Genomic DNA, 19,124 nt, shown 5'->3' with positions numbered 1-19,124 from the left:
ACCGCCTGACGCGGTGGCCGCGAGCCCCCCGCCCCGGTCGGACGCTGGGCGGTCCGGTCGAGGCGTGTCGACGAGCGCGCCCTACATCGTGACGTCGTAGGAGCGCGCCGAGCGGCCGGGGATTCGCGAAGATCGCGGAGAAGGCGGCAAACGCCGCCGTCGACGCGAGGACGGCTCAAACCATAGCAGTCGAGCGGCCTTCTTGCACATTTCTGCATACATCTCCGCAGCCCTGCGCCCGGGGAGGGGCGCCCGGAGCGCTGCCGCGTCTCGACCGCCCCGGCGAATGGACCTAGAGTTGGGCACCATGTCGCGCAGCCAGGCCTACCGCGCCCCGTTCGCTCCTGGAGAGGAAAATGCCGTCGACGCCGCGCTTTGCGAGCGGCTCCTGTCGGTCGCCTTGTCGAAGGGGGGCGACTACGCCGACCTCTTCTTCGAGTACCGGGCGGGGGGCGGGTTCACCTTCGACGAGGGCATCCTCAAGGCGGCGTCGCGCGGGGTGTCGATGGGGGTCGGCGTCCGCGTCCAGCGGGGCGACGCGACCGGGTACGCCTACACCGAGGACCTCACGTGGGACGCGATGCGGCGCGCGGCCGAGACGGCGGCGCAGATCGCGACCGGCTCCGGCGGGACGGAGAAGATCGAGCTCCGGCGGCGCGAGCTGCCGAGCCGCTACGAGCTGCCCAGCATCTCGCTCGACGCCCCCGGGCTCGCGAAGCGCGCCCTGCTCGAGCGCGCGAGCGCCGCGGCGCTCGCCTACGACCCCAGCATCATCAAGGCGGAGGCCAGCTTCGTCGAGGAGGTGCGCGAGGTGCTCGTGGCCACGAGCGACGGGCGGATGGCGCACGACGTCCAGCCGCTCATCCGCTTCGGCGTGCGGGCGATCGCCGAGCGCGACGGCAAGCGCCAGGAAGGCTCGAGCGGCGGCGGCGGGCGCATGACGACGGCCTACTTCGAGGACAGGTCGCCGGAGTGGCACGCCAAGGAGGCGGCGCGGCAGGCGGTCGCGATGCTCGACGCGCGCGAGGCGCCCGCCGGCGAGATGAACGTCGTGCTCGCCCCGGGCGACAGCGGCATCCTGCTCCACGAGGCCGTCGGGCACGGGCTCGAGGCGGACTTCAACCGCAAGGGGACCAGCAACTACGCGGGGCGGGTCGGCAGCGACGTCGCGAGCCCGCTCTGCACGGTGGTCGACGACGCGACCCTCCTCCAGTCGCGCGGCACGATCAACGTCGACGACGAGGGCAACGAGCCCGAGCGCAGCACACTCATCGAGAACGGCAAGCTCGTCGGGTACATGCACGACCGGCTCTCGGCCCGGCACTACGGGCTCACGCCGACCGGCAACGGGCGGCGCGAGAGCTTCGCCTCCGCGCCCATGCCCCGGATGACGAACACCATCCTGCTCGCCGGCCCGCACGATCCCGAGGAGATCGTGAAGTCCGTGAAGCGGGGCGTCTTCGCGAAGAAGTTCGGCGGCGGCCAGGTCGACATCTCGAACGGCGACTTCGTCTTCTCGCTCACCGAGAGCTACCTCATCGAGGACGGAAAGCTGACCGCGCCGCTGAAGGGCGTGAACCTCATCGGCAACGGCCCCGAGGTGCTCCGGCGCGTCACCATGCTCGGCCACGACGTCGCCACCTCCGACGGCATCTGGACGTGCGGCAAGGACGGACAGAGCGTTCCGGTGGGTGTTGGCTGCCCCACAATCAAGATCGATCGCATCACGGTCGGCGGGACGCGGATCGGCTGATTTTCTAGGCTGGAGCCCCGGGGGAATGTAAGCGCCGCAGCAGCATGGGTGGGTTTAGCGCGGTGCGTCTTGTCGGCGCGCCGTGACACCCGTATACGGGGCGGACATGGCGCGTCGTTCGTTCATTGCCATCGTCGGACACGGACCTGACCTGGAGCGGGAGGAGGGCGCTGCATCGGTCTTGCGCTCGCTGGGCGCTGACGTTCGAACCCTGGATCTCTGGGATGATCCACCGCGGCTCTTCCACGACGACGAGAGCAAGGCGCGGGCGATCGTCGTCGAGGCGCTCGATCGGCCGGACCTGGCGGCGGCGGCGCTGCGCGCGCTGCGCCGCGAGCCCCGCCTCGAGGAGGTCGGCGCGCTCGTCGCGGTGAGCGTCGCGCAGATTGCGCGGATCGAGCCGTCCAGCGGCTTCGACGACTTCCTGCTCGTGCCGTACGTGCCGGCCGAGCTCTACGCGCGCGTGCGCCTCGTCGAGTGGCGCCGCAGCGAGTTCGCGACCGAGGAGCGGGTGAAGGTGGGCGCGATCGTCATCGACCGCGCGGCCCACGACGTGTCGGTCGGCGGCATGCACGTGCCGCTCACCGCGAAGGAGTTCGCGCTGCTCTCGTACGTGTGCGAACGCCGCGGGAAGGTTGTGTCGCGGACAGAGCTGCTCCGGCGCGTCTGGGGCAGCCAGTACGAGGGCGGCGCGCGGACCGTCGACATCCATGTGAGGCGCCTCCGGGCGAAGCTCGGCGCGGCGCTGCCGCTGGTCACGCTGCGCGGGGCCGGCTACCGGCTCGAGTCGCCGCTGCCCGGCTCCGGGGGGCCCGAGGGCGGCGACGCGGCCCGCACGGCGCCGCGCGGCGCCGCCGGTGCGGAGGCTCACGGCGAGGAGCGCGGGGAGCCGCGCGACGAGGACGAGGACGAGGACGAGGACGCCGAGGGCGACGACGGCGAGGACGAGGACGAGGACGACGAGGAGGCCGCGCGCGCAGAGCGCCGGTCGGCGTCATCGGCGCACGACGCCGCCACGCCCGACCGCGACCGGCGCGTCACGCGATGACGACGTCGCCTGGTCGCCGCGGTGCTGCCCGGACGGCCGCCGCCAAGGGGCGCGGCGGCGCGGGGCGCGGCGGCCCCTCGCGCGGCGCCGCGGCGCCGATCGTCGCGATCAGCGTCGGCTGCCCCAGCGGCGTCGGCCCCGAGGTGGCCGTGGCCGGCGCGGCGTCCATCGAGGGCGTGCGCTGCGTGCTCGTCGGCGACGAGGCGGTCCTGCGGCGGGCCGCGCGGCTCGTCCGGGTCGCGGCCCGCCGGCTGGTCGCGGTCGATGGGCGCGCCGCGATCGAGCGGCTCGCGCCGGGCGCGATCGGGATCTGGGCGGGCAGCGCGCGGCTCTCGCGGCCGAGCGCCTTCGGTCGGCCCGAGGCCGAGGACGGCGCGGCGCAGCTCGCCTGGATCGACGAGGCGACCGACCTGGTCCGCGACGGCGTCGCGGCGGCGCTCGTCACGGGGCCCGCGTCGAAGCACGCGATCGCGACGAGCGGCGCGCCGGGGTCCGCGGACTTCCTCGGACACACCGAGCACCTCGGCCGGCGGCTCCGCGCGCGCGAGGTCACGATGGCCTTCGCCTCGGGCAAGCTCGTGACCGCCCTCGTGACGACCCACGTGCCGCTGCGCGACGTGCCCGAGGCGGTGAGCCCGCGCGAGGTGGCGCGCGCCTCGGTGTGGCTCGCGCGGCTGCTCGCCGATCTCGGCCGCGAGAAGCCGCGCGTGGCCGTCGCCGCGCTGAACCCGCACGCCGGCGAGGGCGGGCTCCTCGGCGACGAGGAGCAGCTGCGCATCGCGCCGGGCATCCGCCTCGCGGCGCGGCGGCTCGCGCGCTCGGGCTCGGCGGCGGAGCTGAGCGGGCCCCTCGGCGCGGAGACGGCGTTCCGGCTGGCGGCGCGGGGCGCGCTCGACGGGGTCGTCGCGATGTACCACGACCAGGCGACGATCCCGAGCAAGCTCCTCGGCTTCGGCGAGGCGGTGAACGTCACGCTCGGCCTGCCGATCGTGCGCACGAGCGTCGACCACGGGACCGCGTACGATCTCGCGGGCACGGGCAAGGCCGACCCGCGCGGGATGCGCGAGGCGATCGCGCTCGCGGCGCAGCTCGCGTCGGCGCGCTGACGCGCGCCGACGCTCGCCGACGCTCGCCGACGTTCGCCGACGCTCGCCGACGTCTTCTTGCGCGGATCAGCGCGCGCCGGTGCGGCCCTCGATCAGGGCCATCAGCCGCTCGAGCGCCGGCAGGCTCACGCCGTGCTCGCGCCCCATCGCGAGCACGGCGGCGCCCATCGCGAGGTGCTGCGCGTGGAGCTTCGGGCCGAAGTGGGCGTCGAGGAACCGCAGCGCCTCGGGGGCCACGAGGCGCGCGAGCGCGACGCCGGGTTTCAGCGTGAACGGTCCGATGGCCCTGGTCAGCAGCTTCGTCCAGGGGGCGACCGTGCCGACGCGGTCCGCGAGCGCCATGCACTCCCGCGTGGCCTGGAGCGCGGTGCCGAGCACGCCCTCGTTCTCGAGGAGGGCGCTCGTGCCGCCGCCCGCGTCGATGGCGGCGATCAGCGGGAAGAACGCGGTCGTGGTGGCGGCGTTCTGCGCGCCCACGTCCGGATCGAGCCGCGCCGGGAGATCCGCGCTCGTGAGGCGGCGCGCGAGCTCCTCGAGCAGCGGCCGCTCCGCGGGGGCGCCTCCCTCGTCGTCGATGAGCGTCGACGCGAACCCGACGATCCAGTAGCGGACGACGTCGCGCTCATCGAGGTAGCCCGAGATGCTCGGCATCGCGGGGGTGATGCGGCGCCGGGCGGCCTCCTCGAGGCTCGCGCGCTGCGGCGGCAGGAGCGGCGTCAGCACGACGACGGGGACCGAAGGTCCGCGGAGCAGGAGGTCCGCGACCGTCCTGCCCTCCGCGGGGCGCGGCGCCGCGCCGCCGGGGGCGAGCTGATCGAAGCGCACCGTGACGATCACGACCTCCGCGTCGGCCGGGATGTCGGCCGCGAGCCGCGGGCGCTCGAGCGTGTCGCGGCGATCGGCGCTGTTCACCTGCTCGATGACGAACGGCCGCGCGTCTGCGGCGCGCTCGGGCTTGACCACGAACGTGACGTCGTCCCCCTGGGCCGCGAGGCGCACGCCGTAGACCCGCCCGAGCGCCCCCGCGCCCACGATGCTGATCCGCATGGCGCCCCACGTAGCCCGCGCGACGCCGGGAGGGAAGGGGCGTCGGCCGCCCGGGAGCGGCGGCCGGCGTCAGAACGTCCGCTTCGAATCGATGAGGATGGTGACCGGCCCGTCGTTCTCGACGAACACGCGCATGTCGGCGCGGAAGCGGCCCGTGGCCACCTCGAGGCCGCGCGCCCGCAGGGCGGCGACGAAGCGCTCGTACAGCGCCTCGGCGCGCGCGGGCTCCATGGCGCCGTCGAAGCTCGGCCTGAGGCCGCGCCGGACGTCGCCGAAGAGCGTGAACTGGCTGATCGCGAGCACGCCGCCGCGCGCGTCCGCGAGCGCGCGCGACATCTTGCCGGCCTCGTCGCTGAACACCCGGAGCCCCGCGACCTTGTTCGCCACGTGGTCGGCGTCGGCCTCGTCGTCGTCCTTCGCGGCGCCGACGAAGGCCACGAGGCCGCGCTCGATCGCGCCGACCACCTGGCCGTCGACCTCGACCCGCGCGGCGAGCGCGCGCTGCACGACCGCCCGCATCGCTAGCGCTGCGCGGCGCGCGCCGCGGGCGCCGGGGCGGGCTCGGCCCCGCTGCCCGTGCTCAGCCCGAGCTCGCGCATCAGCTTCGCCGTGAGCTTGAAGTAGGAGCTGCGATCGTACGGCTGGTTCAGGATGTGGAAGTCCTTGCGCACGAGGCCCACGCAGCCGAAGCAGTAGGTGCAGCCGGTGCAGTCGACCGATTTCACGAGGTACGACGACTGCGTGCACCGCTCGGACGCGACGCAGTGGCTGCACGCGATGAGATCGCGGCAGCCGCGGCAGTGCGTGCTGTCCGAGCAGCGCTGCGAGTCGACGCAGTAGTGGCACCGCTGGAGCGCCTTCGAGCCGCGGCAGAACGTGCAGTCGACGCAGCGCTCGCACGCGACGCACGCGACGCACCGCTCGTTGCCCGTGCCCGTCTCGAACGCCTGGATCAGCTTGCGGAGCTCGGCCTCGAATTCCGCGCGCGTCATTCCGCCTCGACGCTCGCTTCGGAGATGCCGCCGTCGCCGCGCTGGGCGGCGCCGTCCGCCGCCGCGTGGGGCAGGGCGGCCTCGCGGCTCGACGGCCGCGCGTGGGAGCCCGGCTCGGCCGAGGGGGCGCCCGGGGCCTCGGGCCTGCCGCTCACCTGGCGGCGCAGGCGCTCGGCGGCCTCGCGCGTCGCGGGCTCCTCCGCGAACTCCTCGATGCGCCGGAGCCGCGACTCGAGCACGGCGCGGCGCTTCGGCAGCTCGGCGACGAGGATGCCCGAGAGCTCGTCGATCGCCTCCTGGATGCGCTGCTCGTCGCTGTGCTCGAGCAGCTGGAGGTACACGTCCTGCTCTGCGGGGAAGGTGTGGCCGGCGCGGAGGAACTCGTTCGCGGCCTTGGAGATGTTGGGCCGGCCCGACGCGCAGAGCAGCTTCGACAGGAGCCGCTGGCGCTCGACGGCCTTCGGGTCGCTCTGCGGAGGCGGCGCGAGGACGATGCGGCCCGGCGCCTTGGAGGCGGCGTCGCGCCCGGACTTGGCGCGCCCGCCCTTGCCATCCTCGGCTTCGGGCTCCTTGCGCGGGGAGAAGAGCGCCTCGAGCGCGGCGCGGTGTTGCTTCGCCGCCCGCCGGTCCTCGCCGGTCTGTGTTGGGCGCGGCAGCCCCGCGCTGTTGGGCTGGCCACGGCCATAGGCGGTGTGGAGCTCGGGATTGTGCCAGACCTTGGTTGCGTCTCTACGAATTCGCCGCATGTGGTGCCCCTGCTGACCTCGGAGCGATCATGGACGCGCCACCGGGTTCGGCTTCCGCATCCCGCGTGTGGCGCCCCGCTTGCATCGATGGTGTGGTGAATGAGGCTGGTGCGTGGTTGGCCGGGCGCTTCCCCCGCGATCCGCGATGGCCCGGACGATGTTGCACCTGGGGCGCGATGCCTGCCTCCGGGCTGATCGCGCTGGTCGCGCCGATCGTGAAGGCAGGGTCCCGCCGCAGTGCGTAGCGCGCCGGGCGATACCCGGCCGCGGTACCGCGTGGTGAGGGGCTGTGCCCCCATGCACCCCGGAACCGCGCTCACGACCCGACCGCAGCCGCGAGGCAGCTGGTTCCTACCACAGCCTTTGGTCAGCGCCGCAGAAAATTGGGCTGCCCTCCGCACTTCATGACATTCGTGTCCTCGGAGCGTTCGGTCTTCGGAGGTTCCGGTCTTCGGAGGTTCTGACCTTCGCAGCTTCCGAGCTTCCGAGGCTCCTTCCGAGCTTCCGAGCTTCCGAGCTTCCGAGCTTCCACGAGGGGCGTCTCGGAGACGCAGTTTCGACGCGGATGACCTCGTTCCAGGTCGATTCAAGAAGCGGACCGCCGACGGCCTTTCCAATCCCACATCCTGCGGACGGGCGGGGACGCCGTGTCCGGGAGATCCGATCCGTGGTGGATGCCACTCGCACCCGACCCGACTGGAGCTTTCCATGATCAGCCTTCGATCCGTGAGCAGTGCAGGCGCGGCGCCGCGGGACGCAGGGGGGGCTGTGCGCAGCGCGGAGCCGCGACCGCGCTCCCTTCGTGCTCGCGCTGCCGTGCTGGCGGCGCTGGTGAGCATGGCGGTGCCGGCCCTCCTGGCGGGGCCTGCGCGCGGGGAGGTGCTGCCCAGGGCGCACGCTGCCGCGAAGGCCGAGGAGAAGGCTGGCAAGCGGGACCGTCGCGGGGATCGGGGCGATCGTGCGCCGGGCTCTTCCGCGTCTCCGCCGGGCGCGGAGCGCGGGCCGCGGACGGAGGCGCGGGAGAAGCCGCGCCGTGGCCGCGGGAAGACGGCGTCTGCGGCGATCGGCGCGACCGGTGACGAGGCGGCGAGCGGCGCCAGCGGTCGGAAGGCTCGCAGCCGCGCGCAGGCGTCGCAGGCGGCCGAGGGCGCGGGCGCGAAGCAGGGGGGCGCGGCCAAGGTGACCGGGGGGAAGAAGAAGGAGAAGCGGCGGGCGGCGCGGACGGTCGAGAGCAAGCGGCGCGGGGCGAAGAAGGGGCTCGACAGGGAGGCGCCTCCGAAGCCGTGCCATGGGCCGGTGCTCTCGATGGATCGGAGCGGGATCGAGCCGGAGCGCCTCGAGCTCGTCGACTGCAAGGGCAAGCCGCGCGAGGAGGCGCGGCGCGCGCTCTCCTTGCTCGCGCGTCCCTGGGGCACGCCGCGGCCCATCCTGGACGGCGAGCGCGCGGCTGCGCCGAAGGCGGACGCGGCGGGCAGCAAGCGGCGGCCGGCGGGCGACAAGCGGGGAGCCGCTTCCGGCAAGGCGAGCCGGGCGAGCGCGGTGCAGGCCGGGGAGGTCGCGCCTGGCGTGCGGCTGCTCGATCCCGGGCTGCTGACGCGCATCGACGCGCTCGCGCGGCGGTATCCGGGCCGGCTCGTGTCGCTCGTGAGCGGGTACCGGCCGCAGAGCCAGGGCAGCCTGCACCAGACGGGGCGGGCGCTCGATCTGCGCATCGCGGGGGTGCGCAACGACGAGCTCGCGGCGGCGTGCCGCGCGCTCGCGGACACGGGCTGCGGGTATTATCCGAACAGCTCGTTCGTGCACGTCGACGTGCGCGCGCCGGGGACGGGGACCGTGTCCTGGATCGACGCGTCCGGGCCCGGCGAGGTGCCCCGCTACGTCGCCGCGTGGCCGCCGTCGCAGGACGAGGCGCGGTCGGCGACGGAGGCGGTGTCCAGCGACAACGCGGAGGAGGTGCTCCGGCGGGAGCGCCGCGAGAAGCCGGCGCCGGTGGCGGAGAAGGCGGCGAGCGCGGCGCCGGCGGCGGTGGCGAGCGCGGTGCTGGAGAAGGCGGAGGGCGCGGCGGAGAAGGCGGAGGGCGCGGTGGAGAAGGCCGCGAGCGCGGTGGCGGAGAAGGCGGCGGGCGGCGCGTCGGAGAAGGCGGCGGGCGCTGCTGGACCGGAGAAGGCGGCGGGCGCTGCTGGACCGGAGAAGGCGGCGGAAAAGTCGACGAGCGCCGCGCCGGAGAAGACGGCGCGCGCTGTTCCGGAGAAGTCAACCGGCGGCGCGCCGGAGAAGGCGGCGGGCGGCGCGCTGTAGTAGGGAGGCGCGATGGGCATCACCATCCCTCGCCGGCACGCCTCGGCGGTCGCCGGTACGTTCGGTCCGCTGGCGGTACATCGTCATGAGGTCGTGGCCGAAGGCGCGCCTTATCCTGTCTTCACGATCGAGCTCGCCGACTGGATCTCGGTGGCCGCAGTCACCGATGCAGGGGAGTTCGTCCTGGTGCGGCAGTTCCGGTACGGGGTCGACGCGGTGACCATCGAGACGGCGGGCGGCATCGTCGATCCCGGGGAGGAGCCGGCCGCCGCGGCGCTGCGCGAGCTGCTCGAAGAGACAGGATATGCCGCGGCGTCGATCGAGTCGCTCGGGTGGGTGCACCCGAATCCGGCGCTCCAGGCGAATCGCTGCTCTCTCTACCTGGCGCGCGGCGCGCGCCGGGTCGGCGAGCCCGAGGGCGACGAGCACGAGAGCACCGAGCCGGTCGTGATGAGCGCCGACGAGGTGACGGCGGCGATGCAGGACGGCCGGATCAGCCACGTGATCGCGGTGGTCACCCTGCTGCGGGCGCTCGCCGTCGCGGCCCCGTCCCCGCGCTGACCGCGGCGCCCGTAAAGCGGTCGGCCCAGGCCGCCCAGGCGGCGGTGAGGACCGCTCCCGAGGTCGAGAGACCGAGCTTTCGAGGCGGCGGAACGGGATCGGCGCTCTTCGGAGCGAGATTTCGGGTCGCTGGAGCGAGATTTCGGGTCGCGGCTGCAGAATCATGGCTCCGGTCCACGGGATCGGAGGTCTCGAGGTCGCGCGGCGCGGTCGGGGCACATCTCCAGACCCCGCGCGCGGTTCTCGAGAGCCAGGATTTCGTTCTCGAGAGCCGCCATCTCGTTCGCGAGACCCCCCTCGGCGGACCTCGAGACCCCGCTTTCCGTTCGCGAGACCCCCCTCGGCGGACCTCGAGACCCCGCTTTCCGTTCGCGAGACCCGCGCCCGAGGTTCGGGAGAGCGAAGTCTTCGTTCGCTCGACCGAAGGCGCCGTTCAGCGGACCGGATTCTGCAATCGCCTACTCCTCCTCGTCGAGCTCCGAATCTTCCTCGTCGCTGTCCACCTCGTCGGCGCCGTCCTCCGCATCGTCGCCGACGTCCTCGTCGTCGGTCTCCTCGCCGTCGTCTTCCTCCTCGACTGCCTCCGTCCTGCCGTTCGAAGCGCGTTTGGCCGTGGTGAGGCCGAGCTTGATCTGGGCCTTGACGTTGAACACCTGCCGGAAGGTCGTGGCCCAGTCGTTGAACCAATCGCGGAGATCGTCGAGGCCTTCGCGCTGCTCCTGATGGGCCTTCGCGAGCTCGGCGGCGGACACCTTGCGCTCGGGCGGCGAGCCCCCGCCGACCTCGAGCCTGCCGAGCATGCCGCGGACCTCCTTCAGCTTCTCGTCGGTCAGGCCGCGCTTCACGAGCGTCTTGCGGACCTCCTTCGCGTCGGCGTCGTCGCTCTGCGAGAGGCCGTCGAGGCGAGTGAGGAAGGCGCGAACCGACACGATGACGGCCGGCCCGAGGGGCTGCTGCTCGAGGTTCTTGAAGAAGGCGGCCTCGAAGGCCTCGCGGCGGGCGCGGGGGACGACGCGGCGTATGACGGCCCGGGTGCGCGGGAACCAGGTGTTCTCGAAGGTGTCGACGTCCTGGAGCAGCCGGAGCCGCTCCGCGCCCTCCACGGCCCCGCCGCTCGCGACCTCGGCGAAGAGGTGCTCGAGCGGCTTCGCCTCACCCGAGGCGAGCCGGAGGCGCCGCCAGCCTTCGCGATGCTCGTCCGCGGTATAGCCCTCGCGCCGGGCGCGCGCGCTGAAGGGGGTTGTCTGGATGTTGACCAGCAGCTTGAGGGAGCGCTCGAGCAGATCCTGCTCCGCGGCAGTGAGGACGAGCGGCGGCGGCGCATCCTCGGACGAGCCGGCCAGTGTGGATTGGGCGGATGCCTTCTTCGGGGACTTGGGTTTGGCCATGAGACGATCCTCCGGTGGCGGTGAGGGTAATTGCGCTCTCCGACGGGACACAACCGCTCGCAGCCGGCCGAATCGTGCTCGCTCGCTGGCGCATCCCACCGGAGCGGGGGTGAGGGTCCTCACGTCGGCCTTGACGGGACGCGTCTTCATTCTGTAGGATGAGGAAGGCTCGACTTGACTCCTGTAATGTGCTGCCGGTGGGGCGGCGGGGGATCTGTCGGCGCGCGAGCAGGAGGTTGGGGGATGGCGAGGGATCGGGGTGTCTCGCTGGAGGAGTTCGCGCGTGTGCGAGCCCGGCTCGACGCGGGTCAGCCGAAGCGCGAGGTGCTGGCGGACTTCGGGCTCGACGCAGGCCGCTGGAACGAGGTCGAGGAGGGATGGCTCGCGTCTCTGGCGGATGACGTGGAGCGCGGTGAGCCCTCGAGCTTGCGCGTGTTCGAGGCAGCTTATCGTGTCGCATGGGGGCAATTGGGATCGAGCGATCCGGGCCGCGCGACCGCGCTGGATGATGCGCTGGGAGAGGAGCCTGAGGGGGAGTCCGAGGCGACATCGACTGCTCTGCTTCACGCTTCGACGTTCGCGCCGAAGGAGGCGCTCCCCTTCAAGGCAGCTGGGGAGGCGCAGCGGCCCGGTGCGTTGGAGGAGCCGGCCGCCGGCGCTTGCGCGCCGCAGGCCGGCGACATGGCAGATCCTTGCGCCACGCAGCTGCTTCCTGCGAGCGCCGGGCCGCTCCCCGAAGAGGAGACGCTACCCCTCTCCGGGGCGACGTTGCTGCCAGCCGCCATGGTGCCGTTCCGACGCGCTCCGTAGCTCCCGGACGGTAGTGTCTTGGTGTTACCGTGCGGCCTCTGGCTTCAGAGAGCAGCCGTGGAGGTTCTCGCATGATCGCGGCGAAGTGGGGTGATCCCGTCCTCGGCATCGATATTCACATGGTGATGGTGCCGACGCCCGGCGGCCCTGTGCCGACGCCGCTGCCGCACCCGTTCGTCGGCGTGGTGTTCGACCCGATGGGCGCGGCCATGAGCGCGGTGATCGGGGCCGTCTTCGGCGGAGGGGGCGCGGTGCGCGTCAACGGCATGCCCGTCGGGAACACGGGCACCGAGGTGAAGGGGGTGCCGCACTTCCCCACGCCGCCGGGCGTGTCCTTCGCGCCGAACGATATCCCTGGCAACGACGGTACGTTGATCACGGGCTCGAAGACCGTGGACTTCGAGGGGTCGAGCCAGAGCCGTACGGCGTCCGTCGTGATGAGCTGCAACTTCCCGATCAACCTGCCGACGAGCGTCTGCCTCGCCGTGCCGATGGGGGCGCCGGTGCTGATCGGCGGGCCCGAGGCTGTGGATTTCGCGGCGGCGGCGACGCAGGCGATCCGGACGAAGTGGGTGTCGAACAAGCTGCACGCGCTCACGGGAGCGACGAAGGGGTCGTTCCGGAGCAAGGTGATCTGTTTTTTGACAGGGCACCCGGTCGACGTGATGACGGGGGAGCTGATCGCGGAGGCGGTCGACTTCGAGCTGCCGGGGATGATCCCGATCGTGTGGGAGCGCAACTACCGGAGCCGGCAGACCGAGGAAGGAGCGCTCGGCCCCGGGTGGAGCCATCCGTTCGAGGAGAGCGTGGAGGAGACGGCGACCGGGGTCGTGCTGCGGCTGGCGGACGGGCGTCCGAAGGAGCACCCGCCGCTGCGCGTGGGGGCCTCGGATTGGGACGGCGAGGACCGCTACATGCTGACGCGCACGGACGCTGGGTACGAGAAGCGCGGGGCGGACGGGGTGCGCGTGGTGTTCACGAGACCCGCGGGCGCGCGGCGGTTCGTGCTGACGAGGCTCGTCGATCGGTCGGGGAATGCGGTCGTGCTGAAGTACGAGCGCGGGTTCATGCGCGAGATCCTCGACACGGCGGGGCGCGTGCTCGAGGTGCGCTGGACGCGGGAAGGGCGCATGGAGGGGGTGTACTTCGAGGGGGAGCCGCTCGTCCGCTACAGCTTCGACGCTGAAGGCCGGTTGTCGGCAGCGACGGACCCACTGGGACACGCGCTGCGGTACGAGTACCGCGGCGGGGTGATGGTGAAGGAGACCCACAAGGGTGGGCTCTCGTTTCATTTCGCGTGGAGCTGGTATCACCCGGAGGGGTGGTGCGTCCGGACCTGGGGGGACGGGGGCATCTACGATCGCCGCATCACGTACGACGAGCACCGGCGTTTCACGTCGGTCGAGGACGGGCGCGGCGGGATCACGCAGTACTGGGGCAACGCGCTCGGGCTCGTCGACCGAATGGTGGATCCGATGGGCGCCGTGACCGAGTACACGTGGGACGGCTACTGCCGGAAGACGTCGGAGACCGACGGGCTCGGGAACAAGAGCGAATGGGCGTATGACGCGCGGGGGAACTGCGTGCTCTACCGCGACGCGCTCGGGAACGAGACGCGGATGGAGTACGACCGGGAGGACCAGCTCGTGCGGCTCGTCGATGCCGCGGGCGGAGAGTGGTCTGCTGCGTACGACGCGCGGGGCAGGCCGGCGTGGGCGCGCAACCCGGCCGGGGCCGTGACGTGGTACGCGCACGATGAGCAGGGGCGGCTCGTGGGTCTGGACGACTCGGCGGGGCGGCGGGCGCGGATGCGCTGGACGCCGCGGCACGACCTCGCCGAGACGACCGACGGCGAAGGGCGGGTGACGCGGTTCGAGCACGACGCGCGGGGGCGGCTCGTGAAGAGCGTCGATGCGGGCGGGCGCGTGTCCCGCGCCGTGCGGGACAAGCTGGGGCGCATCACGTACCTGGAGCGCGTGGATGGAGAGCGGCTGTCGATGGTGCGCGATGCGGAAGGCAACGTCGTCGAGCAGGTGGACGCGCAGGGGCGACGGGTGACGATGCGGTACGCCGGCATGAACCGGCTCGTGGAGCACACCGATCCGATGGGGTATGCGGTGCGGCTGCGCTACGACAAGGAAGAGGTCCTCGTCGCGGTGGAGAACCAGCACGGCGAGCAGTACCGGTTCGAGCTGGATCGCGCGGGGCGGGTAGAGGCGGAGATCGGCTTCGACGGGCGCAGGCACCGCTACCTGTACGACAAGGCCGGGCGGACGCTGCGGGTGCTGGGGCCGGACTACAGCGTGACGCAGATCGAGCGGGATGCGCTCGGTAGGATCACGCGGAGGACGCTGAGCGCACCGCTGGGAGGGGTGGTGCCGTTGGAGGAGAGGTTTGCGTACAGCGCGCTGGGCGAGCTCGTGGAGGCGCGGTCGGGCGACGTGAATGTGGTGCTGGAGCGCGACGCGCTGGGGCAGGTCGTTCGCGAGCGGCACGAGGCGGGCGAGGCGAGCTACGAGGTGGAGAGCCGGTACGACGATGCGGGCCTGCGGGTCGAGCGGCAGACCGACCTGGGGCACCGCGCCGAGTACACGTGGGACAAGGCCGGGGAGCTGACCGGCGTGCGCGCGGGGCCGAGCACGCGGCTGCTCTCACCGGCGATCGTGAGCTTGAGGCTGCCGCTGATGGAGATGCCGGACTGGGAGATGAAGATCGAGCGCGACCCGCTCGGGCTGGAGCTCGCGCGGCGGCTGCCGGGCGGGGTGGTCGCGACATGGAAGCGCGACGCGTTCGGGCGACCGGCGCTGCGGCAGGTGCTCACCGGGGCGAAGGGGTCGAGCCCGGGGGCCGACGTGATGCGTGTCGGGTACCAGTGGGAGGGGCCGGAGCAGATCGCGGCGCTCATCGATACGCGGAAGGGTGCGACGCGATTCACGCACGATCCGCGGGGGCACCTGATCGCGGCGCTGTTTCCGGACGGGACGACGCAGCATCGGCAGAGCGACGCGGTGAGCAACCTGTTCCGGAGCGCGGACCGGAAGGACCGGAGCTACGGGCGCGGCGGCGTGCTGCTGCGGGCCGGAGAGACCGAGTACCGGTATGACGGGGCGGGGAACCTGAGCGAGAAGCGGCTCGCGGATGGGAGCCGGTGGACGTACCGGTGGGATCCGGCGGGGCGGCTGCGGGAGGTCGAGCGGCCGGACGGCAAGACGGTGACGTTCGCGTACGACGCGCTCGGGCGGCGAGTGCGGAAAGAGTTCGATGGGAGCGCCACCGAGTACGTCTGGGATGGGGACGACCTCGTGCACGAGCGCGTCCGGAGGGCGGACGGGACGCTGGAACCGCTGGTGACGTGGATCTTCGAGCCTGGGGCGTTCGCGCCGGTGGCGAAATTCGAGGGGAGGAAGCGGTACAGCGTGGTCACCGACCACCTCGGGACCCCGACGATGCTCATGACCGAGGAGGGGCAGGCGGCGTGGAAGGCGCAGCTCGACCTGTACGGGGTGCCGCGGGAGGATCTCGCTGCGAAGAGGGCGGAGTGCCCGTGGAGGTATCCGGGGCAGTATGAGGACCCGGAGACGGAGCTGTATTACAACAGGTTCAGGTACTACGACCCGGAGAGCGGGAGGTATATCAGCCAGGACCCGATCGGGCTGATCGGCGGACTCCGACCGTATGGCTACGTGCACAGCTCATTGACCTGGACCGATGTGTTCGGGCTTGCTGGCGCGTGTGGTAGCAAAGGGGACCTTCTAGAGAAAAAAATCGAAGCTCGATTGAAAGCAGAGGGAATTCCTATCCTTCAGAGAAATAAGAAAATATATGACGATTTGGGTGTGGAAATCGGAGAGATCGATTTTGAGCTTGAGCATGCCATCATTGAAGCGACGGTGAGTAAGACTGGTAAATTGGGGCAGGTTAAAGATAAATATCTTACGCCCCTGTTCAATCCAGATAATAAAGTTGTTATAATATTTTCTGAAAAATACAATCGTCTTGCTGAGAATGATATTGTTGAGGCGGGTGGTCTGGTGGTGAGAACGCTCGATGATCTGGTTGCATTGGTGAAGCCATGAGTCGGTCGATATCGTTGTACTTTGAGGAGCGTGTTGAAGAGCGCGACTTTGAGTGTTTTATGGCTTCCATAGGCGGAGAGGTTATCGATGGTGATCGTTTGAGCGTTCGTTTTTCTGCTGGTCGTGTTCATGTATGGATCTACGGCGCCCGATCGACGCTTCGCGGAGTTTTTGAGCGGCCGGAAGAAGGTGTGGTGCTTCGGCTGCGAAGGAAACCGGAGTCTAGCGTCAGTCTGGTTCTCTCCAGCGAGATTGAAAGTGGTCCTCTGGCCGTAATTGTTGCGCTCCAAATTCTAAGGCGTTGGAAAGGCGTGGTGCAGCTTGCTGTGTACTCGTTTGTTGGTCCTGATGTTGAAAATGAAATGGGTAAAGTGTCCGGACTTAGGCTGCTTGGTTTAGATATTTCTCTGTTCTTTGTGTCGAGTGTCGAGATCGGTTTTGCGCTCGAAGGGTTTGATGCTATCGAAATTGATCCGGCTGACCGCGGTATGGTTGAAAGTGGATTGAGCGCTCTTCGTCGTATTTATGGTGCGGATTTTGATGAAAATGAAGAGGCTCTTGCTGCGGTTGTTGTTCATGGTGGAGATGATTTTTGGCTGTTGCGGAGGGTTGGCTCCGAAGATCGTTGTGGGTGCTCGTATGAGGGCAGGGTTGCGGTGTCTGTTGAGAGTCGCCTAGGGGGCAGGCCTATGTGTGAATACCGTCTTGTGATGGGCTGTCAGGCGTCGAATGACGCGGCGACGTTTGCTGTGTCTTTGGCGGCGGCGCTCTTGAGGTTTTCTCCTGGTGTAATGGCAGGAATTTTTGACCATGTGCTCGACATAGGAGAGCTGGAAGGGCTGCTCGCCTCTGGTGAGGGGGTCTTTGTGTGCTAATTGATTGTTTGCAATCTGATTCTTGAGGATGGGGCGAGCGGGGGGGGCGTGGTGAGATGGGTGTTCGACGCGTCTATGATAGAGAGGTTGTTATGGCTCTGGAACAGGGTGAATATACGCTCCACTGGGACGGCGGCGGAGCATCGTGGAACCACCTCCACGTCGTCGGCTTCATCATCGAGGAGGCACTGAGCGCGCCGTACCAGGCGCGGATCACCCTCCAGGCTCGCGGGCAGGACGATGAGGTTGACCCGGCCGACCTCATCGGCAAGCTCGCGACCTTGCGGATCCTGACCGGCGCCGAGCCGCCGCTCCGCTTCGTCCATGGGCTCATCGTCGAGGCGGTCGAGCTGGGGCCGTCGGTCCTTGGCATGACCTACGAGGTCGTGCTCATGCCGCCGCTGGTTCGCGCGATGCACCGCCGCCGGAGCCGCATCTTCCTGAACAAGACGACGCGCCAGATCCTCCAGGCCGTCCTCACCGGCGATCCGCGAATGCAGCCCGGAGACCCGCCGCAAGGCGCAGCCGAACCAGCCGACCCGTTCGTGACGCCCAGCGAGACGTTCGCCTTCCGCATCCGCGATCCGGCGCGGCTCGACGACCCGAGCGCGCGGCCCTACTGCGTACAGTACGAAGAAAGCGACTTCGATTTCGTCGCCCGTCTGCTCGAAGAGGACGGCATCACCTACCACTTCGAGCACACGGACCGCGCCGTCGTGCTGGTCCTGTCCGACAGCGACCAGGGCCGCTTCAAGCTCGCGCCGTTCGACCCGCTGACGCCCTACACCAAGGGCCGCCACCTGGACAACGTGCGGCTCGGCAGCCGCCTGCGGCCAACGCGCGTCAGGTTGACGGACTACAACTGGGAGAAGCCGAACCTCGACATGGCCGCGGAGGCGAGCGCCGGTGACGGCGACCTCTTCGTGGCAGCGTACCCCGGCCGGTACGCCGACGCGCCCAAACAAGGCAAGCCGATCGCGCGGGCGCTGCTCGAGCGGCTCCAGACCGAGGCGCGCTTTGCCACGGCCGAAGGGGCCTGCCGGCTCCTCGGCGCGGGCACGGTCTTCTTTCTGGATCACCCGGTGGACCGCTACGACGGCGAGTACCTCGTCACCCGCGCCGAGCTGCGGGGCGCCGCCGAGGGGGAGCTCGCGGGCGGCTTCGGCGTGCGAAGGGACCCCGGTACCCCGGACGGCGCGCCGTTCTGGGCGCGCGTGGAGTGCGCCCGACGCGGCGCCGCCGGACGCGCGGAAGAGTCGAGGTTCCGGCCCGCCCGACGCACGCAGAAGCCGCGGATCCACGGCTCCCAGACGGCGCTCGTCGTCGACGAGCCGAGCGCGCGCGGCGCCGAGATCCACGTCGGAGGGCCCGCGGGCAACGAGAACGGGTGCGTGCGGCTCAGGTTTCACTGGGACACCGAGGTGGAACGGCACAGGAAAGAGCCCGCGAGCTGCTGGATTCGCGTCAGCCAGAGCTTCGCCGGGGCGGGCGGCGGCGCGGTGTTCCACCCGCGCGTGGGGACCGAGGTCGTCGTCGAGTTCATCGACGGCGATCCGGATCGACCCATCGTCACCGGGCGCGTCTACAACGGCGTTCAGAAGCCGCCCGCCGCCGGCAAAGGCGCGGCGACCGTGAGCACCTTCAAGTCGATGTCGAGCCCCGGCGGCAAGACGCACAACGAGCTGTCGTTCGACGACACCGCAGGCAAGGAGCAAATCAAGGTCTCGGCCGGCAAGGACATGAACACCGACGTCGGACACAACCGCAGCGAGACGGTGACCAACGACTCGACCTCGACCGTGAAGGTGAACCGGACCGAGGAGACGGGATCGAACCGGAAGGCCCACGTGGGCGGCAAGAACGAAGAATCGGTGGACGGAGACGAACGCATCACGGTCGGTGGGCGCCAGACCCTCACGATCACGAGCGGACAGGAGATGACCGTGACCGCGGATCGCAAGCTCACGGTGACCGGTCCGCACGAGGTGAGCACCGGGCCGGAGACGTACACGGTGAACGGGCCTCAAAAAGTGACCGTGACCGCCGCGAAGACCGAGACGGTCGGCGCGACCCTGGACCTGTCGGTGACCTCCCCGATGACCGTGAACGCGGCGGCGCGGCACACGCTGAACACGCCGGTGGAGACGGTCAATGCGACGATGATGACCATCAACAGCACGGTCACCACGATCAACGCGACCACGGTGGCAGGGATCAACTCCACCGTGCTGAGCGCCGTGGCGACCGGGCCGGTCACACTTCAGGGCGCGACCATCACGGCGACCGCCGCGGGCGAGATCGTGCTCTCGGGCGGGGGTAGCGCGATCAAGATCTCCGCGGGAGGCGTCGAGATCACCGGAGGCGCGATCAAGATCGCCGGGGGCACCGTGGACATCACGGGCAGCGTCGTGAAGGTGAACTGAG

14 protein-coding genes are annotated in these 19,124 nt (G+C 70.6%); 9 read left to right on the top strand and 5 right to left on the bottom strand.

Annotated features, from left to right (window positions below; genetic code table 11):
- The first annotated feature begins 307 nt into the window (after nt 1–307).
- The 3 genes from WME98_RS09215 to pdxA all read left to right on the top strand — a co-directional run bounded on the left by WME98_RS09215 (nt 308) and on the right by pdxA (nt 3,907).
- Entirely contained in the window at nt 308–1,753 is a 1,446-nt protein-coding gene (locus WME98_RS09215; protein WP_437333027.1) for a TldD/PmbA family protein, read from the top strand.
- 106 nt (nt 1,754–1,859) lie between these two features.
- Nucleotides 1,860–2,801, top strand: a complete 942-nt coding sequence (locus tag WME98_RS09210) for a winged helix-turn-helix domain-containing protein (protein WP_437950932.1) — start codon at nt 1,860–1,862, stop codon at nt 2,799–2,801.
- Nucleotides 2,798–3,907, top strand: a complete 1,110-nt coding sequence (gene pdxA, locus WME98_RS09205; RefSeq protein WP_437950931.1) for a 4-hydroxythreonine-4-phosphate dehydrogenase PdxA — start codon at nt 2,798–2,800, stop codon at nt 3,905–3,907. Before WME98_RS09210 ends, pdxA begins: the two co-directional genes overlap by 4 nt.
- Before the next feature lie 66 nt (nt 3,908–3,973).
- Here pdxA and WME98_RS09200 read toward each other — a convergent pair whose 3' ends face one another.
- The 4 genes from WME98_RS09200 to WME98_RS09185 form a co-directional block, all read right to left on the bottom strand.
- Nucleotides 3,974–4,954: a ketopantoate reductase family protein gene (locus WME98_RS09200; RefSeq protein ID WP_437950930.1), complete on the bottom strand. Its 981-nt coding sequence runs from the start codon at nt 4,952–4,954 to the stop codon at nt 3,974–3,976.
- Between the two features lie 69 nt (nt 4,955–5,023).
- Entirely contained in the window at nt 5,024–5,473 is a 450-nt protein-coding gene (dtd, locus tag WME98_RS09195; RefSeq protein WP_061627095.1) for a D-aminoacyl-tRNA deacylase, read from the bottom strand.
- Between the two features lie 2 nt (nt 5,474–5,475).
- Nucleotides 5,476–5,946: a hypothetical protein gene (locus tag WME98_RS09190; RefSeq protein WP_437568049.1), complete on the bottom strand. Its 471-nt coding sequence runs from the start codon at nt 5,944–5,946 to the stop codon at nt 5,476–5,478.
- Nucleotides 5,943–6,692, bottom strand: coding sequence for a hypothetical protein (locus WME98_RS09185; protein ID WP_061627097.1), 750 nt, complete (start codon nt 6,690–6,692; stop codon nt 5,943–5,945). Before WME98_RS09185 ends, WME98_RS09190 begins: the two co-directional genes overlap by 4 nt.
- An 816-nt stretch (nt 6,693–7,508) precedes the next feature.
- Between WME98_RS09185 and WME98_RS09180 the strand changes: the two genes are divergently transcribed.
- Nucleotides 7,509–8,990, top strand: a complete 1,482-nt coding sequence (locus tag WME98_RS09180; protein WP_437950929.1) for a YcbK family protein — start codon at nt 7,509–7,511, stop codon at nt 8,988–8,990.
- 12 nt (nt 8,991–9,002) lie between these two features.
- Nucleotides 9,003–9,551 (top strand): NUDIX hydrolase, encoded by a 549-nt coding sequence (locus tag WME98_RS09175; protein WP_437950928.1) that lies wholly within the window; start codon nt 9,003–9,005, stop codon nt 9,549–9,551.
- A 458-nt stretch (nt 9,552–10,009) separates the two neighbouring features.
- Here the strand turns inward: WME98_RS09175 and WME98_RS09170 are convergent, their stop codons facing one another.
- The gene (locus tag WME98_RS09170; RefSeq protein WP_437950927.1) at nt 10,010–11,089 is read right to left on the bottom strand and encodes a hypothetical protein; all 1,080 of its coding nucleotides are present in this window, start codon (nt 11,087–11,089) and stop codon (nt 10,010–10,012) included.
- A 93-nt stretch (nt 11,090–11,182) separates the two neighbouring features.
- Between WME98_RS09170 and WME98_RS09165 the strand changes: the two genes are divergently transcribed.
- The 4 genes from WME98_RS09165 (at nt 11,183) to WME98_RS09150 (ending at nt 19,123) form a co-directional block, all read left to right on the top strand.
- A complete protein-coding gene (locus tag WME98_RS09165; protein WP_437950926.1) occupies nt 11,183–11,749 on the top strand; it encodes a hypothetical protein in 567 nt (188 codons plus the stop codon).
- Nucleotides 11,750–11,820: 71 nt separating this feature from the next.
- Nucleotides 11,821–15,825 (top strand): DUF6531 domain-containing protein, encoded by a 4,005-nt coding sequence (locus WME98_RS09160; protein ID WP_437950925.1) that lies wholly within the window; start codon nt 11,821–11,823, stop codon nt 15,823–15,825.
- Nucleotides 15,826–15,839: 14 nt separating this feature from the next.
- A complete protein-coding gene (locus tag WME98_RS09155; RefSeq protein WP_437950924.1) occupies nt 15,840–16,700 on the top strand; it encodes a hypothetical protein in 861 nt (286 codons plus the stop codon).
- Between the two features lie 92 nt (nt 16,701–16,792).
- A complete protein-coding gene (locus tag WME98_RS09150; RefSeq protein ID WP_437950923.1) occupies nt 16,793–19,123 on the top strand; it encodes a type VI secretion system Vgr family protein in 2,331 nt (776 codons plus the stop codon).
- The last annotated feature ends 1 nt before the right edge of the window (nt 19,124 follow it).

This window comes from Sorangium sp. So ce296 (assembly GCF_051529605.1).
GTDB lineage: Bacteria > Myxococcota_A > Polyangia > Polyangiales > Polyangiaceae > Sorangium > Sorangium cellulosum_D.
The sequence above is the reverse complement of the archived record's forward strand: the minus strand, read 5'-3'. Positions and strand labels throughout refer to the sequence as shown.

Coding starts and splice junctions, on each gene's coding strand:
- WME98_RS09215 (WP_437333027.1), top strand. CDS start 308: ATGTCGCGCAGCCAGGCCTACCGCGCCCCGTTCGCTCCTGGAGAGGAA.
- WME98_RS09210 (WP_437950932.1), top strand. CDS start 1,860: ATGGCGCGTCGTTCGTTCATTGCCATCGTCGGACACGGACCTGACCTG.
- pdxA (WP_437950931.1), top strand. CDS start 2,798: ATGACGACGTCGCCTGGTCGCCGCGGTGCTGCCCGGACGGCCGCCGCC.
- WME98_RS09200 (WP_437950930.1), bottom strand. CDS start 4,954: ATGCGGATCAGCATCGTGGGCGCGGGGGCGCTCGGGCGGGTCTACGGC.
- dtd (WP_061627095.1), bottom strand. CDS start 5,473: ATGCGGGCGGTCGTGCAGCGCGCGCTCGCCGCGCGGGTCGAGGTCGAC.
- WME98_RS09190 (WP_437568049.1), bottom strand. CDS start 5,946: ATGACGCGCGCGGAATTCGAGGCCGAGCTCCGCAAGCTGATCCAGGCG.
- WME98_RS09185 (WP_061627097.1), bottom strand. CDS start 6,692: ATGCGGCGAATTCGTAGAGACGCAACCAAGGTCTGGCACAATCCCGAG.
- WME98_RS09175 (WP_437950928.1), top strand. CDS start 9,003: ATGGGCATCACCATCCCTCGCCGGCACGCCTCGGCGGTCGCCGGTACG.
- WME98_RS09170 (WP_437950927.1), bottom strand. CDS start 11,089: ATGAAGACGCGTCCCGTCAAGGCCGACGTGAGGACCCTCACCCCCGCT.
- WME98_RS09165 (WP_437950926.1), top strand. CDS start 11,183: ATGGCGAGGGATCGGGGTGTCTCGCTGGAGGAGTTCGCGCGTGTGCGA.
- WME98_RS09160 (WP_437950925.1), top strand. CDS start 11,821: ATGATCGCGGCGAAGTGGGGTGATCCCGTCCTCGGCATCGATATTCAC.
- WME98_RS09150 (WP_437950923.1), top strand. CDS start 16,793: ATGGCTCTGGAACAGGGTGAATATACGCTCCACTGGGACGGCGGCGGA.